Annotated in this window: 14 protein-coding genes and 1 pseudogene; 8 read left to right on the forward strand and 7 right to left on the reverse strand. The window is 60.7% G+C overall.

The window, feature by feature from the left end:
* Positions 1–274 precede the first annotated feature (274 nt).
* Positions 275–487: an alkyl sulfatase C-terminal domain-containing protein gene (locus NKJ55_RS30355; protein ID WP_352453090.1), complete on the forward strand. Its 213-nt coding sequence runs from the start codon at positions 275–277 to the stop codon at positions 485–487.
* Positions 488–797: 310 nt separating this feature from the next.
* Here the strand turns inward: NKJ55_RS30355 and NKJ55_RS30360 are convergent, their stop codons facing one another.
* Positions 798–1,856, reverse strand: coding sequence for a LacI family DNA-binding transcriptional regulator (locus tag NKJ55_RS30360; RefSeq protein ID WP_352453091.1), 1,059 nt, complete (start codon positions 1,854–1,856; stop codon positions 798–800).
* 161 nt (positions 1,857–2,017) lie between these two features.
* Between NKJ55_RS30360 and NKJ55_RS30365 the strand changes: the two genes are divergently transcribed.
* From NKJ55_RS30365 to NKJ55_RS30395, 7 genes are all read left to right on the forward strand, one after another.
* The gene (locus NKJ55_RS30365) at positions 2,018–3,007 is read left to right on the forward strand and encodes an autoinducer 2 ABC transporter substrate-binding protein (RefSeq protein ID WP_352453092.1); all 990 of its coding nucleotides are present in this window, start codon (positions 2,018–2,020) and stop codon (positions 3,005–3,007) included.
* A gap of 86 nt (positions 3,008–3,093) precedes the next feature.
* The gene (locus NKJ55_RS30370) at positions 3,094–4,608 is read left to right on the forward strand and encodes a sugar ABC transporter ATP-binding protein (protein ID WP_352453093.1); all 1,515 of its coding nucleotides are present in this window, start codon (positions 3,094–3,096) and stop codon (positions 4,606–4,608) included.
* Positions 4,601–5,602 carry an ABC transporter permease gene (locus NKJ55_RS30375; protein WP_352453094.1) on the forward strand — a complete coding sequence of 334 codons (1,002 nt, stop codon included), beginning with the start codon at positions 4,601–4,603 and terminating at the stop codon, positions 5,600–5,602. The genes NKJ55_RS30370 and NKJ55_RS30375 overlap by 8 nt, the downstream gene beginning before the upstream one ends.
* Positions 5,599–6,594, forward strand: coding sequence for an ABC transporter permease (locus tag NKJ55_RS30380; RefSeq protein WP_352453095.1), 996 nt, complete (start codon positions 5,599–5,601; stop codon positions 6,592–6,594). Before NKJ55_RS30375 ends, NKJ55_RS30380 begins: the two co-directional genes overlap by 4 nt.
* Positions 6,595–6,599: 5 nt before the next feature.
* On the forward strand, positions 6,600–7,448 hold the full coding sequence (locus tag NKJ55_RS30385) for a sugar phosphate isomerase/epimerase family protein (RefSeq protein WP_352453096.1): 849 nt from the start codon (positions 6,600–6,602) through the stop codon (positions 7,446–7,448).
* A 190-nt stretch (positions 7,449–7,638) separates the two neighbouring features.
* Positions 7,639–8,106, forward strand: coding sequence for a class I SAM-dependent methyltransferase (locus tag NKJ55_RS30390; RefSeq protein ID WP_352453097.1), 468 nt, complete (start codon positions 7,639–7,641; stop codon positions 8,104–8,106).
* A gap of 139 nt (positions 8,107–8,245) precedes the next feature.
* The gene (locus tag NKJ55_RS30395) at positions 8,246–8,920 is read left to right on the forward strand and encodes a protein-L-isoaspartate(D-aspartate) O-methyltransferase (protein WP_352453098.1); all 675 of its coding nucleotides are present in this window, start codon (positions 8,246–8,248) and stop codon (positions 8,918–8,920) included.
* 197 nt (positions 8,921–9,117) lie between these two features.
* Here the strand turns inward: NKJ55_RS30395 and NKJ55_RS30400 are convergent, their stop codons facing one another.
* The 6 genes and pseudogenes from NKJ55_RS30400 to NKJ55_RS30435 form a co-directional block, all read right to left on the reverse strand.
* Entirely contained in the window at positions 9,118–9,666 is a 549-nt protein-coding gene (locus NKJ55_RS30400; protein ID WP_352453126.1) for a ParB/RepB/Spo0J family partition protein, read from the reverse strand.
* 146 nt (positions 9,667–9,812) lie between these two features.
* Positions 9,813–10,334 (reverse strand): annotated as a pseudogene (locus tag NKJ55_RS30405) (hypothetical protein); the annotation flags it as partial.
* Between the two features lie 68 nt (positions 10,335–10,402).
* The gene (locus tag NKJ55_RS30410) at positions 10,403–11,602 is read right to left on the reverse strand and encodes an IS256 family transposase (RefSeq protein WP_352453099.1); all 1,200 of its coding nucleotides are present in this window, start codon (positions 11,600–11,602) and stop codon (positions 10,403–10,405) included.
* Positions 11,603–12,136: 534 nt separating this feature from the next.
* Complete coding sequence (locus NKJ55_RS30415; RefSeq protein WP_352453100.1) at positions 12,137–13,882, reverse strand: adenylate/guanylate cyclase domain-containing protein; 1,746 nt, start codon at positions 13,880–13,882, stop codon at positions 12,137–12,139.
* 2,337 nt (positions 13,883–16,219) lie between these two features.
* On the reverse strand, positions 16,220–17,542 hold the full coding sequence (locus NKJ55_RS30430) for a glucoamylase family protein (protein ID WP_352453102.1): 1,323 nt from the start codon (positions 17,540–17,542) through the stop codon (positions 16,220–16,222).
* Positions 17,543–18,022: 480 nt separating this feature from the next.
* On the reverse strand, positions 18,023–18,286 hold the full coding sequence (locus NKJ55_RS30435; protein ID WP_352453103.1) for a hypothetical protein: 264 nt from the start codon (positions 18,284–18,286) through the stop codon (positions 18,023–18,025).
* Positions 18,287–18,460: the final 174 nt, after the last annotated feature.

Below are 18,460 nucleotides of genomic sequence, written 5' to 3' on the forward strand. Positions count from 1 at the left end.
CATTGCCAGCGCGGCTGCAGCACTTGGCGGCAGGCAGCGCGACGACGAGGAAGCGATTTTCCTGACCAATCGTTGATCGGTGACTCCCTGAAATGCTCGATTTCGAGAAATCTCGACCCATCATCACCTCCCATGTGGGCAAAGTCTGTCACTGCACTAACGGCCATTTGAAACCTTGGGAAGAGAATGGGCCTGTCTCTGCCATCTTCCAAATGGAACCATCAAGTGGCAACGAGACCTCCCGTGCAGGGCGGCTTCAGGGCGACTAGTTTGGGTGGATGGCGAAACCTGCGCAACAAGCGAGGGCAGCGCCAACGCCCCGGCTGCGGTGTTCACGATGAATGCGGAAGCGCTCAACCGGATATTCCTCCGTGAGGTCACGGCAGCTCAGGCAATCAAGGAAGGAACCGTCCACGTCGCTGGCGACGCTGAAGCCCTGGCCCGGTTCCAGCAGATGTTTCCGCCGCCTGAACCGCTGACAGCGTGATAGCGGAATGCACGATGCTCCCGTCAGTTCTGTGAATGACTGTAATGGCGTCGACTCAAGCCGTAGCGCAAAAGGTCAGGTTTCGTGAAGTGCCGGGAAGTGTCGCGAAATGGCGCGTCCCGCTGGTTCAAACATCTCGGCCCTGAAAAGCTCGATCGGCGAGCGGCGTTGCTTTCAGAGGGAAATTCCTGCTGGAATTAAAGCCCTCCTCCCTGATCTTGACCCGGATCGCGTCGAAGATAACACGCATAGCAGCGCGCGCGTTGATACCCGGGTGAGGGGAGCTGTGCAAAGACGGGTTTTCGGGGCTTCACGCTATATCCTTCAACGTATCCAGCGGCCCTTTCAGAGCAGACCTGGGCTGGATCAACTCGGGCGCAATCAAGAAAATCTGCGGTGCCGCCGGGGGTTGATCGATCAGTTCGAACGCCTTCGCAATCATCGCCTCAAAATTCTGCCGCACCATGATTACGGGGAAGGGCAGGAAAGAGGCGAATGGGTCATAGTCGTAGCAACCGACGACAAGCTCGCTAAACATCTCCGCCGGCCGGCCCGCCATGAAACGCAGCAGACCCTCCATATTGATCGACGAATTGATTAACAATGCGCGCGGCAGCTTGCCATGGCGTTGGCAAAATGCCTCGAAGGCACGCAATGTTATGTCGGGCGAATAGCCGGAGGACTGTACTCCGTCATCAGGGTCGGCGCCCAACAGTGCCTTTTTGGTCGCATGGAAAGCGGCGATGCGTTCGCGGCTTGCGTGGTCGTTGCGGCCGCCAAACAGAAACAGCTCGTCCGGCCGCAGGGGGTCATCATTGCCGAACTGGCGGATGATTGCCTCCGTCAGCATCCGCGCGCCCTCATAATTGTCGCTGATCACCGAATGCGCCTTTGCTCCTGGTAGGTCGATGTTGACATGCCTCAGTCCCGCCGCCTCGCAGACCTCGTGCACGCCGTCCGGATCGGTGGCGCCGACAATGAAGAGCTGGTCGATTGAGTAGGAAATCAGCGTCTCCGCGGTCCGGCGTTCCTCTTCCGGGTCGCGGCTGGCACTGACCACGACCGGGCATTGACCGCGGCTGCGCACATGTCCCTCAAATGTCTGCGCCATGGAGGAGAAGTAGCGATTGTCGTGGATGGGCAGCATCAGGCCGACCAGGCCCGATCGCGACCGTCGCAAGCCTCGCGCCTGCAGATTGGTGGTGTACTGGTGGCGTTCGGCGAGGCTGAGAATTGTTTCCGCCGTACTTTCCTTGATGCGGCGCTTGCGCCAAGTGCCGTTCAGCACCGCGCTCACGGTCGACGGCGAACTGCCCGATAGCACGGACAGGTCATAGATCGTCGCCTTCTTCTTGACCTGCTGATGCATCTGGCCCTCCGGAGCGTCTGTTTAGAGCAATATCCCGCTGGTGCAATATCTCGCTTGACGAGCGCGTCTTGATGCACAATAGTTAATGCACCATCGATTGTGCAAGCACAAATCGATGGCGGAGGTGTGTTCCCGTTCGGAACGTTATGGGAGGAGTACAGATGAAAAAGTTCATGATCGCGGCGCTCGCCGCGACCCTTATGCTTGGCGGATCAATCGCTGCCATGGCACAGCAGGCCGGCAAAGTCGGCGTCGTCGTCAAGATTGGCGGCATTCCCTGGTTCAACGCAATGGAGGCGGGGATCAAGGAGCGCGGCCAGAAGCTCGGCGTCGACGCATTCATGGTTGGCCCGACCAGTGCCGATCCGGCACTGCAGGTTCGCGCCATCGAGGATCTGATCGCACAGGGCGTGAAGGTCATAGGGGTCGTGCCGAATGATGCGAAAGTGCTTGAACCTGTCCTGAAGAAGGCCAAGGACGCCGGCATCATCGTCATCACGCATGAATCGCCTGGCCAGAAGGGCGCCGACTGGGATTTCGAACTCGCGTCCGCGACCGGCTTCGGTGAGGCTCATGCCAAGCTCTTGGCGGATAAGATGGGCGGCAAAGGTGAATATGCAGTCTTCGTTGGTTCGCTGACGGTGCCGCTGCACAATGCCTGGGCCGATGCGGCAATCGCGTATCTGAAGAAGAACCATCCGGACATGAAGCTTGTCGGCGATCGTTATGGCGTCGCCGAGGATGTGGACAAGAGCCGCAGCACGGCACTTGACCTGATTTCCGCCAATCCCGGCTTGAAAGGCTTCCTTGCCTTCGGCAGCCAAGGCCCGATCGGAGCTGGCCGCGCAATCGAAGAGCGCCGGAAGGTGGGCCAGATATTCGTGCTCGGCCCATTCTCGCCGGGGCAGGGCCAGAAGCTCATCAAGAGCGACGCGATCTCCGGCGGCTTCATGTGGAATCCGAAGCAGGCGGGTGAGGTTTTCGTCACGCTGGCCGACCAGCTCATGAAGGGCAAAGAAGTCAAGGATGGCGATACGATCGAAGGGCTAGGGACAGTCAAGCCCGACTTCGAAAACCATAACATCATCGTCGATCAGCTGGTCCCGATCAACAAGGACACTGTCGACGGCCTTGCGGCGATGGGCCTGTAAAGCCTCGCAAGGCTGTGGCAGCCGGGCTGGCCTCGAGCCGGCCCGGCTGAGGATGTGTCAACGCGATTAGATCCAGGTTCAACTCGATGGCTGATCAGGCACCCGATGGCTCCGCGTCACGGCCGCTGCTATCGCTCCGAAATGTCAACATGACGTTTGGCGGCGTCAAGGCGCTGAAGAATGTCAGCTTCGAGGTTCTGCCGGGCGAGGTGCATTGCCTCGCCGGCGAGAACGGTTCAGGCAAGAGCACGCTGATCAAGGTCATCACTGGCGTGTACAAGCCCGAGGCCGGCGCCGAGATCGACTATGACGGCCAGAGCTACGCCCATATGTCACCGGTGACGGCGCAGGCCGGCGGAATTCAGGTCATCTGGCAGGACCTCGCCCTGTTCCCCGAGATGACCGTCGCCGAGAACATCGCGTTCCAGACTGTCATCGGCCGCTGGCCGCGACTGGTGAACTATGCCGAAATGCGGCGTGTCGCGACCAACGCCTTGGAACGTCTTGGTGTTACCCTCGATGTCGATCTCGCACTCCACAATTTTCCAATCGCACAGCGGCAGATCGTAGCTATAGCGCGCGCGCTCGTCGGCGAAGCGAAGCTTGTCTTCATGGACGAGCCGACGGCCTCGCTCACCCAATCTGAAACCGACTATCTGCTGGACATTGTGCGCAATCTGTCGGCGTCGGGCGTTGCCGTTGTGTTCGTCAGTCATCGCTTGGCGGAGGTTCTCGAAATCTCCAGCCGTGTGACGGTGCTGCGCGACGGCGCCTTGGTTGGCGTCTATCCGACCAAAGGTCTGACCCAATCGCGCATCACAGAGCTGATGACCGGCAAGACCTTCGACTATTCCGTCCTGCATCGCGATTTGAGCACGAGCCCGGTCGTGCTTGAGGTTAAAGGGCTGTCGCGGCCCGGTGAATTCGAGGATGTGTCATTGACGGTCCGGCGCGGCGAGACGCTCGGCGTCACCGGGCTGCTTGGGGCAGGGCGCACCGAGCTGGCGTTGACCTTGTTCGGCATGCGCAAGCCGAGGTCCGGCTCTGTTGTGCTGGATGGCAGGCCCGTTCGCTTCGGTTCCAACCGTGACGCGATCGCCGCCGGCGTCGCCTATCTTTCGGAAGACCGGCTGTCGCTCGGCCTCATTCAGCCCCAATCAATTGCCGACAATATGGTCATTGCCTCGCTGGACAAGGTTCTTTCGGGCGGTTTCATTTCGAGCGATCGCAAATGGTCCCTGGTCAGTAGCTGGATAAGGGATCTCGGCGTTAGGATCGGAATGCAGGAAGACGCGGTTTCGACCCTGTCGGGGGGAAATCAGCAACGTGTCGCCATTGCAAAATGGCTGGCGACTCAACCGAAACTGCTGATCCTCGACGGACCGACGGTCGGTGTTGATGTTGGCGCGCGTGCCGGCATATTCGATATCGTTTCCAAGCTGGCCGACAGCGGCCTGTCGATTATCCTGATCTCGGACGAGGTACCGGAAGTCTATTTCAACGCGGACCGTGTGCTGCACATGGCTCAGGGGCGCGTTGTCGGCGAATATGTCCCCGGCGCCACGTCCCTCCAGGCGATCGAAGAGGCGGTCTATGCGTAGGTTTGTCCGCTCTCATGCAACGGAGCTGGCTTTGCTCGCCGTCATCGCGGTCATCTGCGCCTTCCTGTCGTTTGCGACAGACCGGTTCTTCACCCTCGGTAATGCGTTTGACCTCCTGAACACAAGTTCGGTCAACATCATCTTCGCCGTCGGTCTGCTCGTCGTGCTGATTGCCGGCGGCATTGACATCTCCTTCGCGGTTGCTGCCTCCGTCGTACAATATCTGACGGCAATCGTCCTTGGCTGGATCGGCGGCGGGAATTGGATTGTCGGCCTCACCATCGCTGGCGCATTGGGCGTCGCGTTGGGCTGCATCAATGCTTTCCTGATCCACAGGTTCAGGATCATCTCGATCGTCGCCACGATTTCGACCTTCAACATTTTCTTCGGCTTGCTGATGTTCTTCACAGGCGGCGTTTCGATCTACAATCTGCCGGACTGGCTCACCAACCGCGTGGTGCTGTTCGAGCGCGAGATGGCTGACGGCACCTGGGCGGAGATAACCCTACCCGTGCTCATTATGGCCATATGCGTATTCGCTACCTGGGCGTTGATCACGCGCACGACCACTGGTCGCCAACTCTACGCTTTTGGCGACAATCCCGAAGGCGCGCGCCGCTTCGGCATCAATGTTGGTGCCATGCAGTTTATCGCCTTCGGCTGGCTTGGCCTGATGGCAGGCATCGCCGGTCTCGTCCAAGCGCACTACGCGCAGGAAGTCGTGCCTAACGCCCTGTATGGGCGCGAACTCGACGTCCTGGCAGCCGTAGTCCTTGGCGGTGCGCGGCTTGGCGGCGGCAAAGGCAGCGTGCTCGGCTGCATTCTTGGCGTTCTGTTGGTCTCGATCACCCAGAACGGACTTAATTTGATGGGCGTGTCGCCTTTCGCGTTCAAGATGATCGTCGGCACCATCATCCTGACCGCCATCACCCTGTCGAACACCAGCATCGAACGCCTGCTGCCGTTCCTGAAAAGCCGGCGGGTGCCTTCATGACGGCTGTGATTGAACGCGTCCGCAACTTGCTTGGCCCCGAACTGACAGGTCCGCTTGCTGCGTTCGTGGTGGTCATGATCGTGTTCGGCATTGCCGCACCGAACTTCCTTTCCCGGGCCACTTTTGGCTCCGTCGCCTACCAGCTGCCGGAGCTCGGCCTGCTCACACTCGCCATGCTGCTCCCGATCCTGACCGGCGGCCTGAACCTGGCCATCACCTTCACGGCCAACATCGCCGGGCTGACGCTCGCTTGGATCCTTCAAAGCCAGGGCGGCGTCGACGCGGGCATTGGTGCCTTTGTCCTTGGCGCGATCGTTGCCCTTGCGGTCGGAGCACTTAGTGGACTGATCATGGGGCTCGTTATCGCCAACACCAAGGCTCACCCGATCCTGGTCTCGCTGTCGATGATGATTTTCCTGCGCGGTCTCGGTGAGTTCCTGACGCATGGCGGCGACGTGTCCGGCTTTCCCAGCTTCCTGGCGCCGATCGGCTACGGTTCGATTCTCGGTATCCCGGTTCCGTTGCTCATTTTCATCACCTGTGTGCTGATCTGGCAGCTCCTGCTGACACGCATGAAGCTAGGCTTCAACACCTATATGATCGGCTCCAACATCGAGGCCACGCGCTACTCCGGCATTAATACGCGCAAGGTGCAGGTTCTGGTCTACACACTGTCCGGTGCGATGTGCGCGGTCGCCGGTATCATCATGCTGGCGCGCTTCAATTCGGTGCGTGTCGGCCACGGCGAGTCCTACCTGCTGATCACTGTGCTTGCCTGCTTTCTTGGCGGGGTCAATCCGTTCGGCGGCTTCGGTCGCGTGATCCCTGTCTTCGTCGCGCTCGTGGTGCTCCAGCTTCTGTCCTCGGGACTCAATCTGATGGGCGCCAACCAGCATCTGGCGACGGCGGTCTGGGGCATTTTGATGATCACCGTGATGATCCTGCGCTGGCTTGCTGGGCGCCTAAAGTTCCTAAACACAAACAAAGGGTGAGTTAGATGCATGGTTTTGGGGTCCACACCTCGATGTGGACGATGAACTGGGACCGGGCGGGCGCAGAGAAGGCGATCGCCGCTTCCGTCAAATACGGCATGGACTTTATCGAGATCGCGCTTCTGAACGCGCCGGCGGTCGATGCCGCGCATACGCGCGCCTTGCTCGAAAAGCACAATCTTCCAGCTGTTTGCTCGCTTGGCTTGCCGGAGCGGGCCTGGGCCTCGGTGCGGCCGGATGCCGCCATCGAACATCTCAAAGTGGCCATCGACAAGACTGCAGAGATGGGCGCTCTGGCGCTTTCCGGTGTAATTTTCGGTGGTATCGGTGAACGCACCGGCGTGCCACCCACCGACAAGGAATACGACAACATCGCGCATGTGCTGACCGTCGCCGCCAAGCACGCCAAGACGCGCGGCATAGAGCTCGGAATCGAGGCGGTGAACCGCTACGAGAACCACCTGATAAATACCGGCGCGCAGGCCGTCTGGATGCTCGAGAAAGTCGGCGCCGACAACATCTTTGTCCATCTCGACACCTATCACATGAACATCGAGGAGAAGGGGGCCGCCAATGGTATTCTGGCCGCTCGTGAGCACCTGAAATACATTCACTTGTCAGAGAGCGATCGCGGCACCCCGGGCACCGGCAACTGCCCCTGGGACGAGATCTACGCAACGCTCGCGGCGATCGGCTTCAAGGGCGGACTTGCCATGGAAAGCTTCATCAACATGCCGCCGGAAGTCTCCTATGGCCTCTCCGTCTGGCGGCCGGTCGCGAAGGACGAGGCCGAAGTGATGGGCAATGGCTTGCCTTTCCTGCGCAACAAGGCTCGCCAATACGGTCTGATCTGACCCAATGCATGACGGGCAGGAGGCGGACGGCGCGAATATCGCCGTCTTCGACGTTGGCAAAACCAGCTCTCGGCGATGACATTCGACGGCGTGCTCGCCGAGAGTCTTTCTGTCCGCAACGAGGTTCGGCCCGGTCCACCTTGGCGGGACCACGACCTCAAGGGCATTAGCGACTGGCTGTTCGGCTCGCTTGCCACTTTGTGCCGACAAGGAAATTCTCGATATTGGCTGCAATATGGGTGTTGTCGCCTATGAGATATCTAAGCTAAGACCGAGTTCGATCCATGGGATCGACATTGCCAAACCTCATATCGAGACTGCAAAGATGTTGTTGAGCGGCTCCCCGGTACATGCCCGGTTCGATCGCCTAAACCTTGGCAGCCGCCGCCTCGGCAATATCCTTCTGCCGAAGTACGATATCGTCCTGCTGCTGGCCGTCTACCAGCACATGCAGCGCAACATCGGCCCGGGCAAGGCGCGAAGGGTGCTTTCCAATATTGTGAGGCGCACCTCAAGCATTGTTGCCCGCGTTCCGCCTGGAACGGATGGCGAATTCATCGAAACGCTTGCCGATGAGGGCTGCACTCGGCATCTTCCCTCACCTCAACAGTCGTGCGTTCGTCTGAGTTCGTTTCTGCGAACGCGCCGTGGTCGATAACGACCAAAACGCAACGCCCAAATCACCTCCACTTGCCGTTGGGCACCCGCAACTGGAAACGATGGCGGGCGTTTCTGTGACTGAACGGGATATAAGACTACTGTGGCATCAAGCCTGGTTGAGGAAAAGCCCGACTGTCATGAAGCCAATGAACGAAGAGCATCTGGCGATCCTACGCAGGCACATGGTCGAGATGATTGCAATCCATACCGACCTTGCAAGCGAAGAACTCGGCAAGGCGGCGCTCGATGAGCGGGTGATGGCAGCGATGCGGCGAGTGCCGCGGCATCTCTTCGTTCCAGCCTCGGTTGCAGCTTATGCCTACCAGGACATGCCCCTGCCGATCGGCTTCGATAAAACCGTCTCGCAGCCGTTCATCGTCGCTCTCATGACCGATCTCCTTGCGCCGCAACCGCACGAGGCGGTGCTCGAGATCGGCACCGGCCTGGGCTATCAAACCGCAATTCTTGCGGAGCTCGCCGGGCAAGTTTGGAGCGTCGAAATCATCGAGGAATTCGCAATCCATGCGAAGGCTCTCCTGCAGGGCCTCGGCTTAGCCAATGTCGGCATTCGTGTCGGAGACGGGTCTCGTGGCTGGCCCGAGCACGCCCCATTCGACAAGATCCTGGTCACGGCGGCGGCTGAGCAGACCCCCCCGGCTTTACTGAAGCAACTCAAGCCGGGGGGACGCCTGGTTCTGCCTTTGGGATCTGAAGAAGCACAGTTTCTGACTGTCATCGACAAGGATGCGGCAGGGCAGCTCGGGACCCGGAAACTCATCCCGGTTCGGTTCAGCCGGCTCGAAACGGCCTAATGGAAGGTGCAGACAGCCGCGACGGGGGGGTCCCATCGCCACGCTCGGCCTTGTGCCCCGCAGCGCCGCCATCAACATCGGCCCGAGCGAAAAAACTCCCCAGCCCTAGCCTTGTCAGCTTGGCTATTGCTGGGGTTTCCGCATCATCGGCAATGTGCGGCATGATCCGCATCGAGATAAGCTCGCTATGACGAAGTCTAACGCGAGATACAAGGCAGTCGACCGTCGCTTCGCATGATCTCGACCCATCTCCAGCCTTCCGCCTTCACTGCCTTGGCAGCGCTTTCAAGCTTGGCTGCGACAAGGGCGTCCAGCTTCACGACATCGACGGCGAAACCGCCTTCCTTGTCATCGAACAGATCGCGCCTGACGCTCCCGCCTGCCGCCTCGTAGGCGTCCAGCCCACCCAGGAAATTTGACCCTCTTGTCGCTTGCCCGAACGCCCCGCCAGCAAGCGCGGAACGAATGTTTTGCGCGTAACGGTTCCACGCCGGCAGTTCATTCCACACCCGTTCCTGCGCCTCGTGATCGTCGCTGATCGTGAAGGCCGAAAGCTGCTCAAAGGTCATGTCCTCGTTGCGGTAGGCTTCCAAGAGGCGCGGCGACACGCGACCAAGGGCAAGGCAGCGGCGCACAATCGTTTCGGCCGCGCCGAACCGTGCGGCAATGTCGGGGACCGACTTGCCTTCGTCCGCCAGATCGCGGAACGCCTCGTACTGGTCGACCGAGTGCATGTCCTCGCGCAAGACGTTTTCGGCAAGACTGGTCGCCTTCGCGTCCCCTCCCGCTCGCTCCTTGCATTCAACGGGGAATCCTTCGCGATCTCTCCCTTCTCGGCCAGCAGATTGAGTGCTGCGCGGCGTCGCCCGCCAGCGCTCACGAAACAGCGGCCCTTCTTGTCGCCCTTCCTGACGACAAGGTTTTGCAGCAGCCTGTAGCCATCGGCCCTGTTGCTCGCTGCCAGCGCCGCGATACCCTCGGCGCTATAGGTTTTGCGGACGTTCTTCGGGTCTACGTCCAGCTTGTTCAATGAAATGGTTATGGTCTCGGTCATGATGCTTTCTCCTGATTTCCCTTTTTCCCGCGAAGCGAAATCCTGCCCGAAGGGGCAGGAGCCCCGCTCCTGCTCCCGAGCTCGTGCGGAACAGCGGCGGAGAGGGGGCAAGACGACAAATCGGACGGGGATCACCCGCCCGAAGGCGAAGCCGGGGGTCGGCGCCGATCCGCGTATGTGGATCCGCGTCGATCCTGCACAGAGCGCGGCCCTGGCCGCGCGGAGGAAGGACGGGGAGACCGATTTTCCCCTTGCAGGGGAGAGGGGGCAGAGCCGCCCTTTCCCCCCTCTTTTCACTACTAACCCTGACCCGGCTGGGCTGGAGTTGTGTGCGTCAAGTTCTGCAAAATGGCGTGGCATTGCGGTGACGTCGGCGTGTCCGCCGCGCAGCCCCCGTGTTTAGCGGAGCGGCGGACACATGACGGTGCTCAGGCGGCCAAGGCCCTCAGGCTCTCCTTCTTGTGCTCGCGCAGATGATCCATGTTGAGGTAGCGGGTCGCCTCGAGCCAGTTCTCGTGGATCTCCACCGCCAATGCCCGAACCAGCCGCAGGCAGCTCCGCGGGTTGGAGAAGATGCGAACGACCAGGGTGCGCCGCTTGATCTCCTGGTTCAGCCGCTCCAGCATGTTCGTCGACTTCATGTGCTTGTGGTGAGCTAGCGGCAGCCGATAGAAGCTCAGCGTCTCCTCGATGTTATCTTCCACCCAGTTGACCAGCTTCGGGTATTTGGCCTGCCATTTGGCGATCCACTGCGCCAGGTCGCGTTTGACCTCGGCAAGGTCGCGCCGGTCGTAGAACCATCTGAGCTCCATCAGGCAATCGTCGTCGACCTTGCGCGGCACGTAGTCGAGCGCGTTTCTGAGGAAGTGCACGTAGCAGCGCTGCCAGACCGCTTCGGGCAGCACTTCGCGGATTGCCGCCCTGAGCCCCGGATGGTCGTCGGAGACGACGAACTCGACGCCGGCGAGCCCGCGATTCCTGAGCCCCGTCACGAACTCGCGCCAGCTCGAATGGCTCTCCCGGTTGGCCAGCTCCACGCCCAGAACCTGGCGCCGGCCCTCCCAATCCACGCCGATCGCCACCAGCACCGCCTGGCTGGCGATCACGCCCGCCTCGCGAGCCCGCTCGTAGCGCGCGTCCAAAATGAGATACGGATAGCTTTCCTCGAGCCGCCGCGTGAAGAACGCCTTGAGCGCCTCATCCAGCCGCATCGTCGCCTCGCTCACCGTCGAGGCCGAGAAAGAGTGGCCGCACAATTCCTCCGTCACCGCCTTCACCTTGCGGGTCGAGACGCCCTGCACGTACATCTCGACCAGCGCCGACACCAATGCCTTCTCCGAACGCTGGTAGCGCTCAAACAACTCCGTCGAGAACCGGCCAGCCCGATCCTGCGGAACGCGAAGCTCCAGCACCCCGACCCGCGTCACCAGCTTGCGCTCGTAATAGCCGGACCGGTAACTCGTCCGCTCCGCCGTCCGCTCGCCTTTCTCGGCCCCGATCGCCTCCGTCATCTCGGCTTCAAGAACCTCCTGCACGACACTCTGCAATGCCTGGCGAAAGCCGTCCTCATCCGACAACAGCAACGCTTTCAACTCGCCTCTGCTCAGTCTAACGTCTCGATTGGTCATGGCACTTCCCCTTCCACGGGAATCGGTGATCGCAACGTCACCACCGTGCCATGGCCGCTCGCCCCTCAGAGCAAGCCCCGTTCTCTCTCCAAAACTTTTTGCAGAACCTTCGGCACACTATCCCGGCTGGCGGCCGCCGCCCTGTGGAAGCAGGCGCGGCGCCGTCGGTCACGACGGCTGGTTGTCGTTGCCGGATTTGCCCTTGAACTCAACCGCACCCGACCAGGCTGCGCAACCCCGACCAGCTGCGCCTGGCCAGTGCTCTACCTCAGCCAAGTCGTGAGGGACCACGGCAGCAGCTAGCGCCGGTGGCGGGAAAAGTCATGCTCTCCTAAAGGGAGAGACGAGCGCCTTTGTCGGAATGTCGCAGTGGGGTGGAAACCGGAAGTTCGACGCGAACCCAACAGAGAGCTTGCCGGCTGTTCACGGCTGCTCTACGCGCTCAGTCCTCAGACAAGCCGGCCAGAGAACTGTCCTTCCAGAAGCGAAGGGGTCAAGGGAACGTCGCCTCGCCGGGCATTGCAACCGCGACGATCACTCCGGCACGCCGGAGATGCCCAGCGCCTCGACGTAACGCTCGGCGAACACCTCGTCCAGCCACGGGTTGATCTGTCTCTGCAGGGTGAGCGTGTAGGTCGGGAACGCCTTCATAAGCCGCCGCGCCGCCGCCTGCGCTTCGTCCAGCCGGTTGAGTTTGATCAGCGCCATGATCACCACCCGGTGCGAGGAGCCGTAGTTAGGCATCTCGTGCAGCGCACGTTCTCCCCATGCCAGCGCTTCCTCGTAGCGCTCGAGCATCAGGTAGCTCATCCCGATGCCGGAGAGCGCGATGCCCTTTTCGGGGTCGACCGGGCTCAGCCGCATTGCCCTGTGAAAGTGCTCGATGGCGACGAGCGGGCGGCTGGAATGTGCGTTCACCCAGCCGCTGCCCGTATGGCCCTGCGCCGAATTGGGGTTGAGCATCAGGGATCGCTCGATCGCGCCCAGCGCCACCTCGTAGTCCTTCGCGCTGTAGGCGAGCACCTGCGCGGCGAAGCGTAGGCTCGTGGGGTCGTCGCGCGCTTCCGCCAGTACCTCGCGCGCCATGCGCGCGGCGACTCGGGTATCGTCCGGCTCGTGCCAGCACTGGCTCACGGATAGGCTGCGGATATAGGCGCCGAGTGCCTTCGCCAGGATGAAGCCAGGGTCGATGCTGAGCGCCTCGTTGGTGAGCCGGCGCACGTCGGCAAAGCCTTCGCGCGTCATGCTGTAGAAGCGCGGCAGCGCGCGAAGGTAGAGGTCGTAGGCGCTGATGTACTCGGTCGGCTTCATGCGCGCCTGTTTGATCTCTTGCAGCCGGATGCTCGGTTCGACTGCGCCGACGACGCTCTCGGTCACTTTGTCCTGCAGGTCGAAGATGTCGCTCACGTCGCCCTCGAAGCGGTTGGTCCAGACATGATGCCCGCTGATCGCGTCCACCAACTGCCCACTGATGCGCACCCGCGATCCTGCTCTGCGGATGCTGCCTTCTAGCACGTAGCGGACGCCCAGCTCGCGCCCGACCTGGCGCAGGTCAACCGCCCGGCCCTTGTAGGTGAACGACGAGTTGCGGGCGATCACGAAGAAGGAGTTCACCCGGCTCAATCCCGTGATGATGTCCTCCACCAGCCCGTCGGCGAAGTATTCCTGGTCGGGATCGCCGCTCATGTTTGTGAAAGGCAGAACCGCGATCGAGGGTTTCTCGGGCAAGGGAGGCGGTGCAGCCACCGAGGCGCTGGCGTCGCTCTCGACGCGGTAGGCGCGCACAGGCCGCTCGATGTTCTTGAGGCGCAGGTTGCCGAGCGGCGTGAAGCCGCAGTCGAGCTTGCCCTGAAGGTGGTCGTACGCGGTGCCCGAGACGACCACGGTGCCGGGATCGGCGATGCTTTCGAGGCGGGCGGCGATGTTGACCCCGTCGCCGTAGAGGTCGCCGTCGTCCTCGCAGACCACGTCGCCGAGATTGACGCCGATGCGCAAGCGAATCCGCTCTTCCTCGGGCATCTCCGCCTCGTGTTCTGCCAGGGCCTGCTGGATCGCCATCGCCGAGGCCACCGCGTTGACGACGCTCGCGAACTCACACAACATGCCGTCGCCGGTGAGCTTGACGATCCGACCCCGGTGCTCAGAGACCAGCGGTTCGAGGAGGTCCTTGCGGTAGATCTTCAGCCGCTCGAGCGTGCCGCGCTCGTCCCGCTCCGTCAGGCGCGAATAGCCGACCACGTCGCAAGCCAGGATCGCTGCGAGGTGGCGCTGCGTGGCCATTGCACCACTCAGCCAAGCGCCTGCACGCGGGCCGCCCCGCGTCCATGTCCTGCCAACTTCCTGACTCCCCGTGTGCATGGTATCCATCTCTCCCAGTCGCCGCCCGTCGACGATTCAGAACGCAGCTCGACCTTGCCTTCACGAGATTTCGCTATCCCGCTTGCGAGGCGTGGAGCGTTCCAGTCGCCGCGCTAACAGCCAAGCGACGACACGCCCACGCAGCCTGTAGAGACGCTGACACGCCACTCCCAGAAGGCCGGAGATATTTCCTGCCCTGCGTAACCGGTTGATGCCACCGTGGCGTGCTTTTGTCACCGCGATGTAACAGCGAGATGCCCTACGAACTCGCGCATCGGGCATCACACCAGACGTTCGCGCTTAGAGGTGCTGAGGTTGGCAAGTGGCGCTATCGACTCCTTGCTGAAGGCGCCGCCCGAGTACCGAATCCTGCTGGAGGCGAAGGAATGACCCAAAGCGGACACCACTTTCGCGGCGCGCTTGAGACAGGTATCAATATCGCATGCTCGACATCGAAGCGGAAGCAGCAGCATTGGCAGGACTTTTCGGCACGGGCCAATCGGCGCCCGTTGTTGACTGCTACTCATCCATCCCTCGACATGCCCACCGCATACCAGATTGACTGTTCAATCTCGCGATCGACAGCAAGTTGCGGGGTTGCGACCTGGTCACGATCACCGTCGGAGACGTTGGATTGGACCCTCGACCTCTACAAAAGCACACGGAGCTTCTGGTCGGACTACGACGGCATTCCGAAGCGATCGCTTCGGCGAGAAGTCGTCGTTCTCAATCGGGCGACGGGGGATACATCGGCGAAGACGGCATAAGGGAGGATGGGCCAGACCGAGCCGACGGAATGGTCGTAGCCAAGGCCTTGGAGCGCATAGCGCCTGGCCGGGAGGCCGCCGCCAGCCAGATTTACGCGGCGCGTCGTTGAGCGAGGTGAAGACCCGAACGGGCTCGACGAGGGTCCACGGCGGTCACAATATTGTGGTGGTGATCGCAGTAGACGCGATCCGGCGAAGTTGGCCCAGCACAAAAACGATAACCGCCGGGTACTGACGGGTCTTCGCTCACCGGGAAGCGGCACTGATAGAGGCCTAGCTGAATGAGGGGGACATCTCTCGAAGTTAATCTGATATTTTCAGGCATGATGGTTTCCTAGTTCATGGCAATTGCCGGCTGACGGCCGCAGTGCGACCCGTCGGGGCGAGCTTGTCTCGTTTTGGAGGGCTATGGATCACCATATGGTGTTGGTAGCACCGTCAATGAAGCCCGACGTCCTGCTTCTGAAGCCAATAGTTTGCGACTTAAGGCCACACGCGCGAACGCATTGGCAATCTACCATCGTGTCCCCGAGGCACCCGCCCGCCGGGGTTTGTCGGCGGGGGGTGGCACTGGCTTGTGGGCCCCCTATGAGACGCGCTCTGCCGACACCCCTCGTTCACAGTCCGGACCACCTCATGCCGGGCCGCTCTAGCCGCCAAAACCCAATCACTCTGAACGACCGAGTTCGACCCTTTGCCGTCATCCAGTTGGGAGCGTCGCATGACGCGATCTGACCCTGAGGCGACCTTCGGCGGCCGATACGCCAATGTCGGCAGTACGACAAAGAACAGACGCTGGTCGGTAGCCCGCGCTGCATAATAGGGAGGGTAGGCGACAGCAGCAGCCTCGGCCGAGCGCGATTGTAGCGGATGTTACGCTATAAACAGAAAGCAGCTAACGCCCGATGTCGTCCGGCCCAGCCGCGGGATTCGACCATTCGCGTGAGAAGATCGCGGTCGATCCGGATAGGGAGTGCCCTCCGGTGTCACCACGCTCACGCTGTCATGGACGCCCACCACGCGCTGACGGTGCGATCCAGCCCAAAATTAAAGGGCCAGCGACTATCGTCGAAGCGAGAGGCAATCAACCAGGCGATCTACGAAACCGACTTCGACCTGCGGCTGCAAACGGTCAGCTGCTTGATCGAGACCTCCTCTAGAAACTCTGGAAATAAATTACCAGCGCGCATTCATATGTGATATGGTCAAACGTTGGCCAAGAAAAATTAACAAAACAAAGGAGGCCGCGATGAGAGATTATTTTTCATTTCAGCTATTCATGAGAATGTCGACCGTGTTGTTTATTGGAACCGCTATCTATGCAATGGTCTTTGGGACTACATGGTAACGTTTAGGCTCAACGCTTAGACTATCTCGCGACTACCCCTGACATTTGGCACTCCGCGCCGGAGCTACGAGGCGGCGCGCAAGCGCATCGCGAACCGCGTGGACCTGCCAGGCGATCGTTCAGGGAAGGATCCATCCCCATGGACTAAATCCGCGGCAGCTCTTGACCCCCTGAGCGGACGTTGATGCTGTCCAGATGCTGGGTGGAGAAGCCCAGCCTCGCCAAGCCCCAGCGCACTTCCGGCGCGCCCATGAACAATCTCCACAAAAGCCCTGTACGGTGGTTTTCTATCATAGCGATTATTGGCCCCTGATTGATCGCCAGATAGGTTCGGGAGTACCAGTTGCGACCTTCGCAAAACGCGTCGACAAAGCCGAACCGGCCCCATATGCGGATTAGAGGCTTGGTCAGGAAACCACGCAGTGCGCGCATCGCTTCGGCCGGGGCATAAGGGAAACTCGACAGGGCAGCGGACGGAGCGATTACGCCAAAGTCCCTGTCAGGTGCACTCGCGATGTATCCCCGCGGCCCATGGCTCGCGGTCAAACCCCAGCAGTCAGGGCTGTATCCCAAATGTTTATGGGGATTGCGAACGCAATGCCGATAATTGATCTGCGTATGACAGAGGTTCTGTTGCCAGTAGTCGGCATATCGGTCGCTTAGGCCTCGCGGATCGAGCCCGCAGAAGGAATAGTGCGAAAAGAAGAGCGGACCACCAGAATTCATTCCCAACGGCAGGGCGATCCCGTAATGGTCGCGCCCGTTTCGAAAGTCGGGTCCACCAGCAAAGCCTTCGTGATAGATGCCCGGATCAATGGAGTGGCGCGCTGATCCCGCCGCCAGCACGAAAGTGAGCAGGCATTCGTTCCAACCCCTGATCGGGCTGTCCATCGCCCAGCCGTGGTTGGGGCTCCAGTGCCACATGAGTTGCCGAGCCCCGCGCGTGAACCAGTTCCATTCGGCCTGTGACAATAGCTCGTCTACGCTCTGGCGAAGGCGCGCCTCCTCGGTTGCCATCCCGGCGAAATACTCGCGGGCGCAAATCAGGCCTTGAAACAGGAAAGTGGTTTCGACCAGATCAGCGCCGTCGTCCTTGCGACGGAATGGAATTGTCGCACCAGTGCGGCCGTTGATGAAATGAGGAAACACGCCCTGATAGCGCGGCGAGCTTTCCAGAAAATCCAGCATTCCCTGTAATCGGCTTAACGCCGCCGTGCGATCGATCCATCCGCGTTCAACCGCAACGATGATGGCCATGATGCCGAAGCCAGAGCCGCCGATCGCCACGAGATCGTTGGCCGGAGCACCGGTGGTCTTCTGTCGATCACGGGCAAGGCCGCTAATGGGATGTGCGCCTTCCCAGAAGTACCGGGCCGTATGCCGCTGCACGATGTCCAACAGCGCGTCATCGTCAAATTCGAGAACATTTGCCGGGAGGTCAGGGGCTTGGAGCGTGCTGGGAATCATCAAGCCGGTTCCCGAAATTGGCATACAGACCACCGGTCATTGTGCCATGTCAGGTCAAATGCCGCCATAGGTCCAACCGCCTCGCCCGCGCTTCGTTTGGCTAGTGCGGATGTTCCGCAGCGGCTGCGGTTATCTTGCCTCGCTATTGCTAGCCAGTTCGGGAGTGCGTCCAAGATTTAGCCGTCCTGTAACTTGCTAGCCGCAAACGGTTCATTCGGGGGGTCGAGAGACATCGAAAAGAGCAACGCCGAGCCCGCAGCGATCAAAGCCACGCATACGATTGCGTACATCGTTCGTTTCATGCCGGCCTAACCCCAATCCATCAATACACAACGCTTGGCCGCTGCATGTTCGAGAATGTGCCTCCCATGACAGCGAGATTGTTTTTGATCGGAATCGCAAAATCGGTGCCATCGCTGCACTTCCGCACCGATCGCCTAAGCAGCCTGGCGTGGGTGACGTTCCCGACCATCCCGCCGCTCATTCCATGGCAGGCACATCTCCGCTGACGAACAAGGTCGAAGGCTCGCCATACTCGCCGAGCGCCGGATTGGCTTCTCGCGACCAGGCGATGACGCCGGCATGCTTGGGTGCCAGCGCCTTCGCTGTCCGAATTGCACGCTCCTCGCTCTGCTGCTCGGCTGGGCCGAATACAACCTGAAGCACGCCGTCGTCATCAGGGTCGAACGCCATGACGACGACCAGCTTGGGCATCTTCTGCTTCGGAAGGATAGCGTCCGACATGTGTTGTTTCCTTGTGGGCCGCTCTCAACTTTAGATTTGGAGCGAGTGGAGTCCGAGATTTGGACGAAATCGACTTCAAAACGGCAGGGTTGTCGGCAGTTTATCCGAAGAACACGATGAGGATAATAACTAAAACCCATAATGTTGATCAGAAACCCGACCATCGCGGTTCGG

The sequence above is a fragment of the Mesorhizobium sp. M0106 genome, assembly GCF_040322715.1.
GTDB lineage: Bacteria > Pseudomonadota > Alphaproteobacteria > Rhizobiales > Rhizobiaceae > Mesorhizobium.

What these genes read in the sequence shown, in the direction of transcription:
- NKJ55_RS30430 (WP_352453102.1), bottom strand. Translation starts at nt 17,542, where the DNA reads ATGATTCCCAGCACGCTCCAAGCCCCTGACCTCCCGGCAAATGTTCTC.
- NKJ55_RS30395 (WP_352453098.1), top strand. Translation starts at nt 8,246, where the DNA reads ATGAAGCCAATGAACGAAGAGCATCTGGCGATCCTACGCAGGCACATG.
- NKJ55_RS30410 (WP_352453099.1), bottom strand. Translation starts at nt 11,602, where the DNA reads ATGACCAATCGAGACGTTAGACTGAGCAGAGGCGAGTTGAAAGCGTTG.
- NKJ55_RS30415 (WP_352453100.1), bottom strand. Translation starts at nt 13,882, where the DNA reads ATGGCCACGCAGCGCCACCTCGCAGCGATCCTGGCTTGCGACGTGGTC.
- NKJ55_RS30360 (WP_352453091.1), bottom strand. Translation starts at nt 1,856, where the DNA reads ATGCATCAGCAGGTCAAGAAGAAGGCGACGATCTATGACCTGTCCGTG.
- NKJ55_RS30370 (WP_352453093.1), top strand. Translation starts at nt 3,094, where the DNA reads ATGGCTGATCAGGCACCCGATGGCTCCGCGTCACGGCCGCTGCTATCG.
- NKJ55_RS30435 (WP_352453103.1), bottom strand. Translation starts at nt 18,286, where the DNA reads ATGTCGGACGCTATCCTTCCGAAGCAGAAGATGCCCAAGCTGGTCGTC.
- NKJ55_RS30365 (WP_352453092.1), top strand. Translation starts at nt 2,018, where the DNA reads ATGAAAAAGTTCATGATCGCGGCGCTCGCCGCGACCCTTATGCTTGGC.
- NKJ55_RS30380 (WP_352453095.1), top strand. Translation starts at nt 5,599, where the DNA reads ATGACGGCTGTGATTGAACGCGTCCGCAACTTGCTTGGCCCCGAACTG.
- NKJ55_RS30385 (WP_352453096.1), top strand. Translation starts at nt 6,600, where the DNA reads ATGCATGGTTTTGGGGTCCACACCTCGATGTGGACGATGAACTGGGAC.
- NKJ55_RS30375 (WP_352453094.1), top strand. Translation starts at nt 4,601, where the DNA reads ATGCGTAGGTTTGTCCGCTCTCATGCAACGGAGCTGGCTTTGCTCGCC.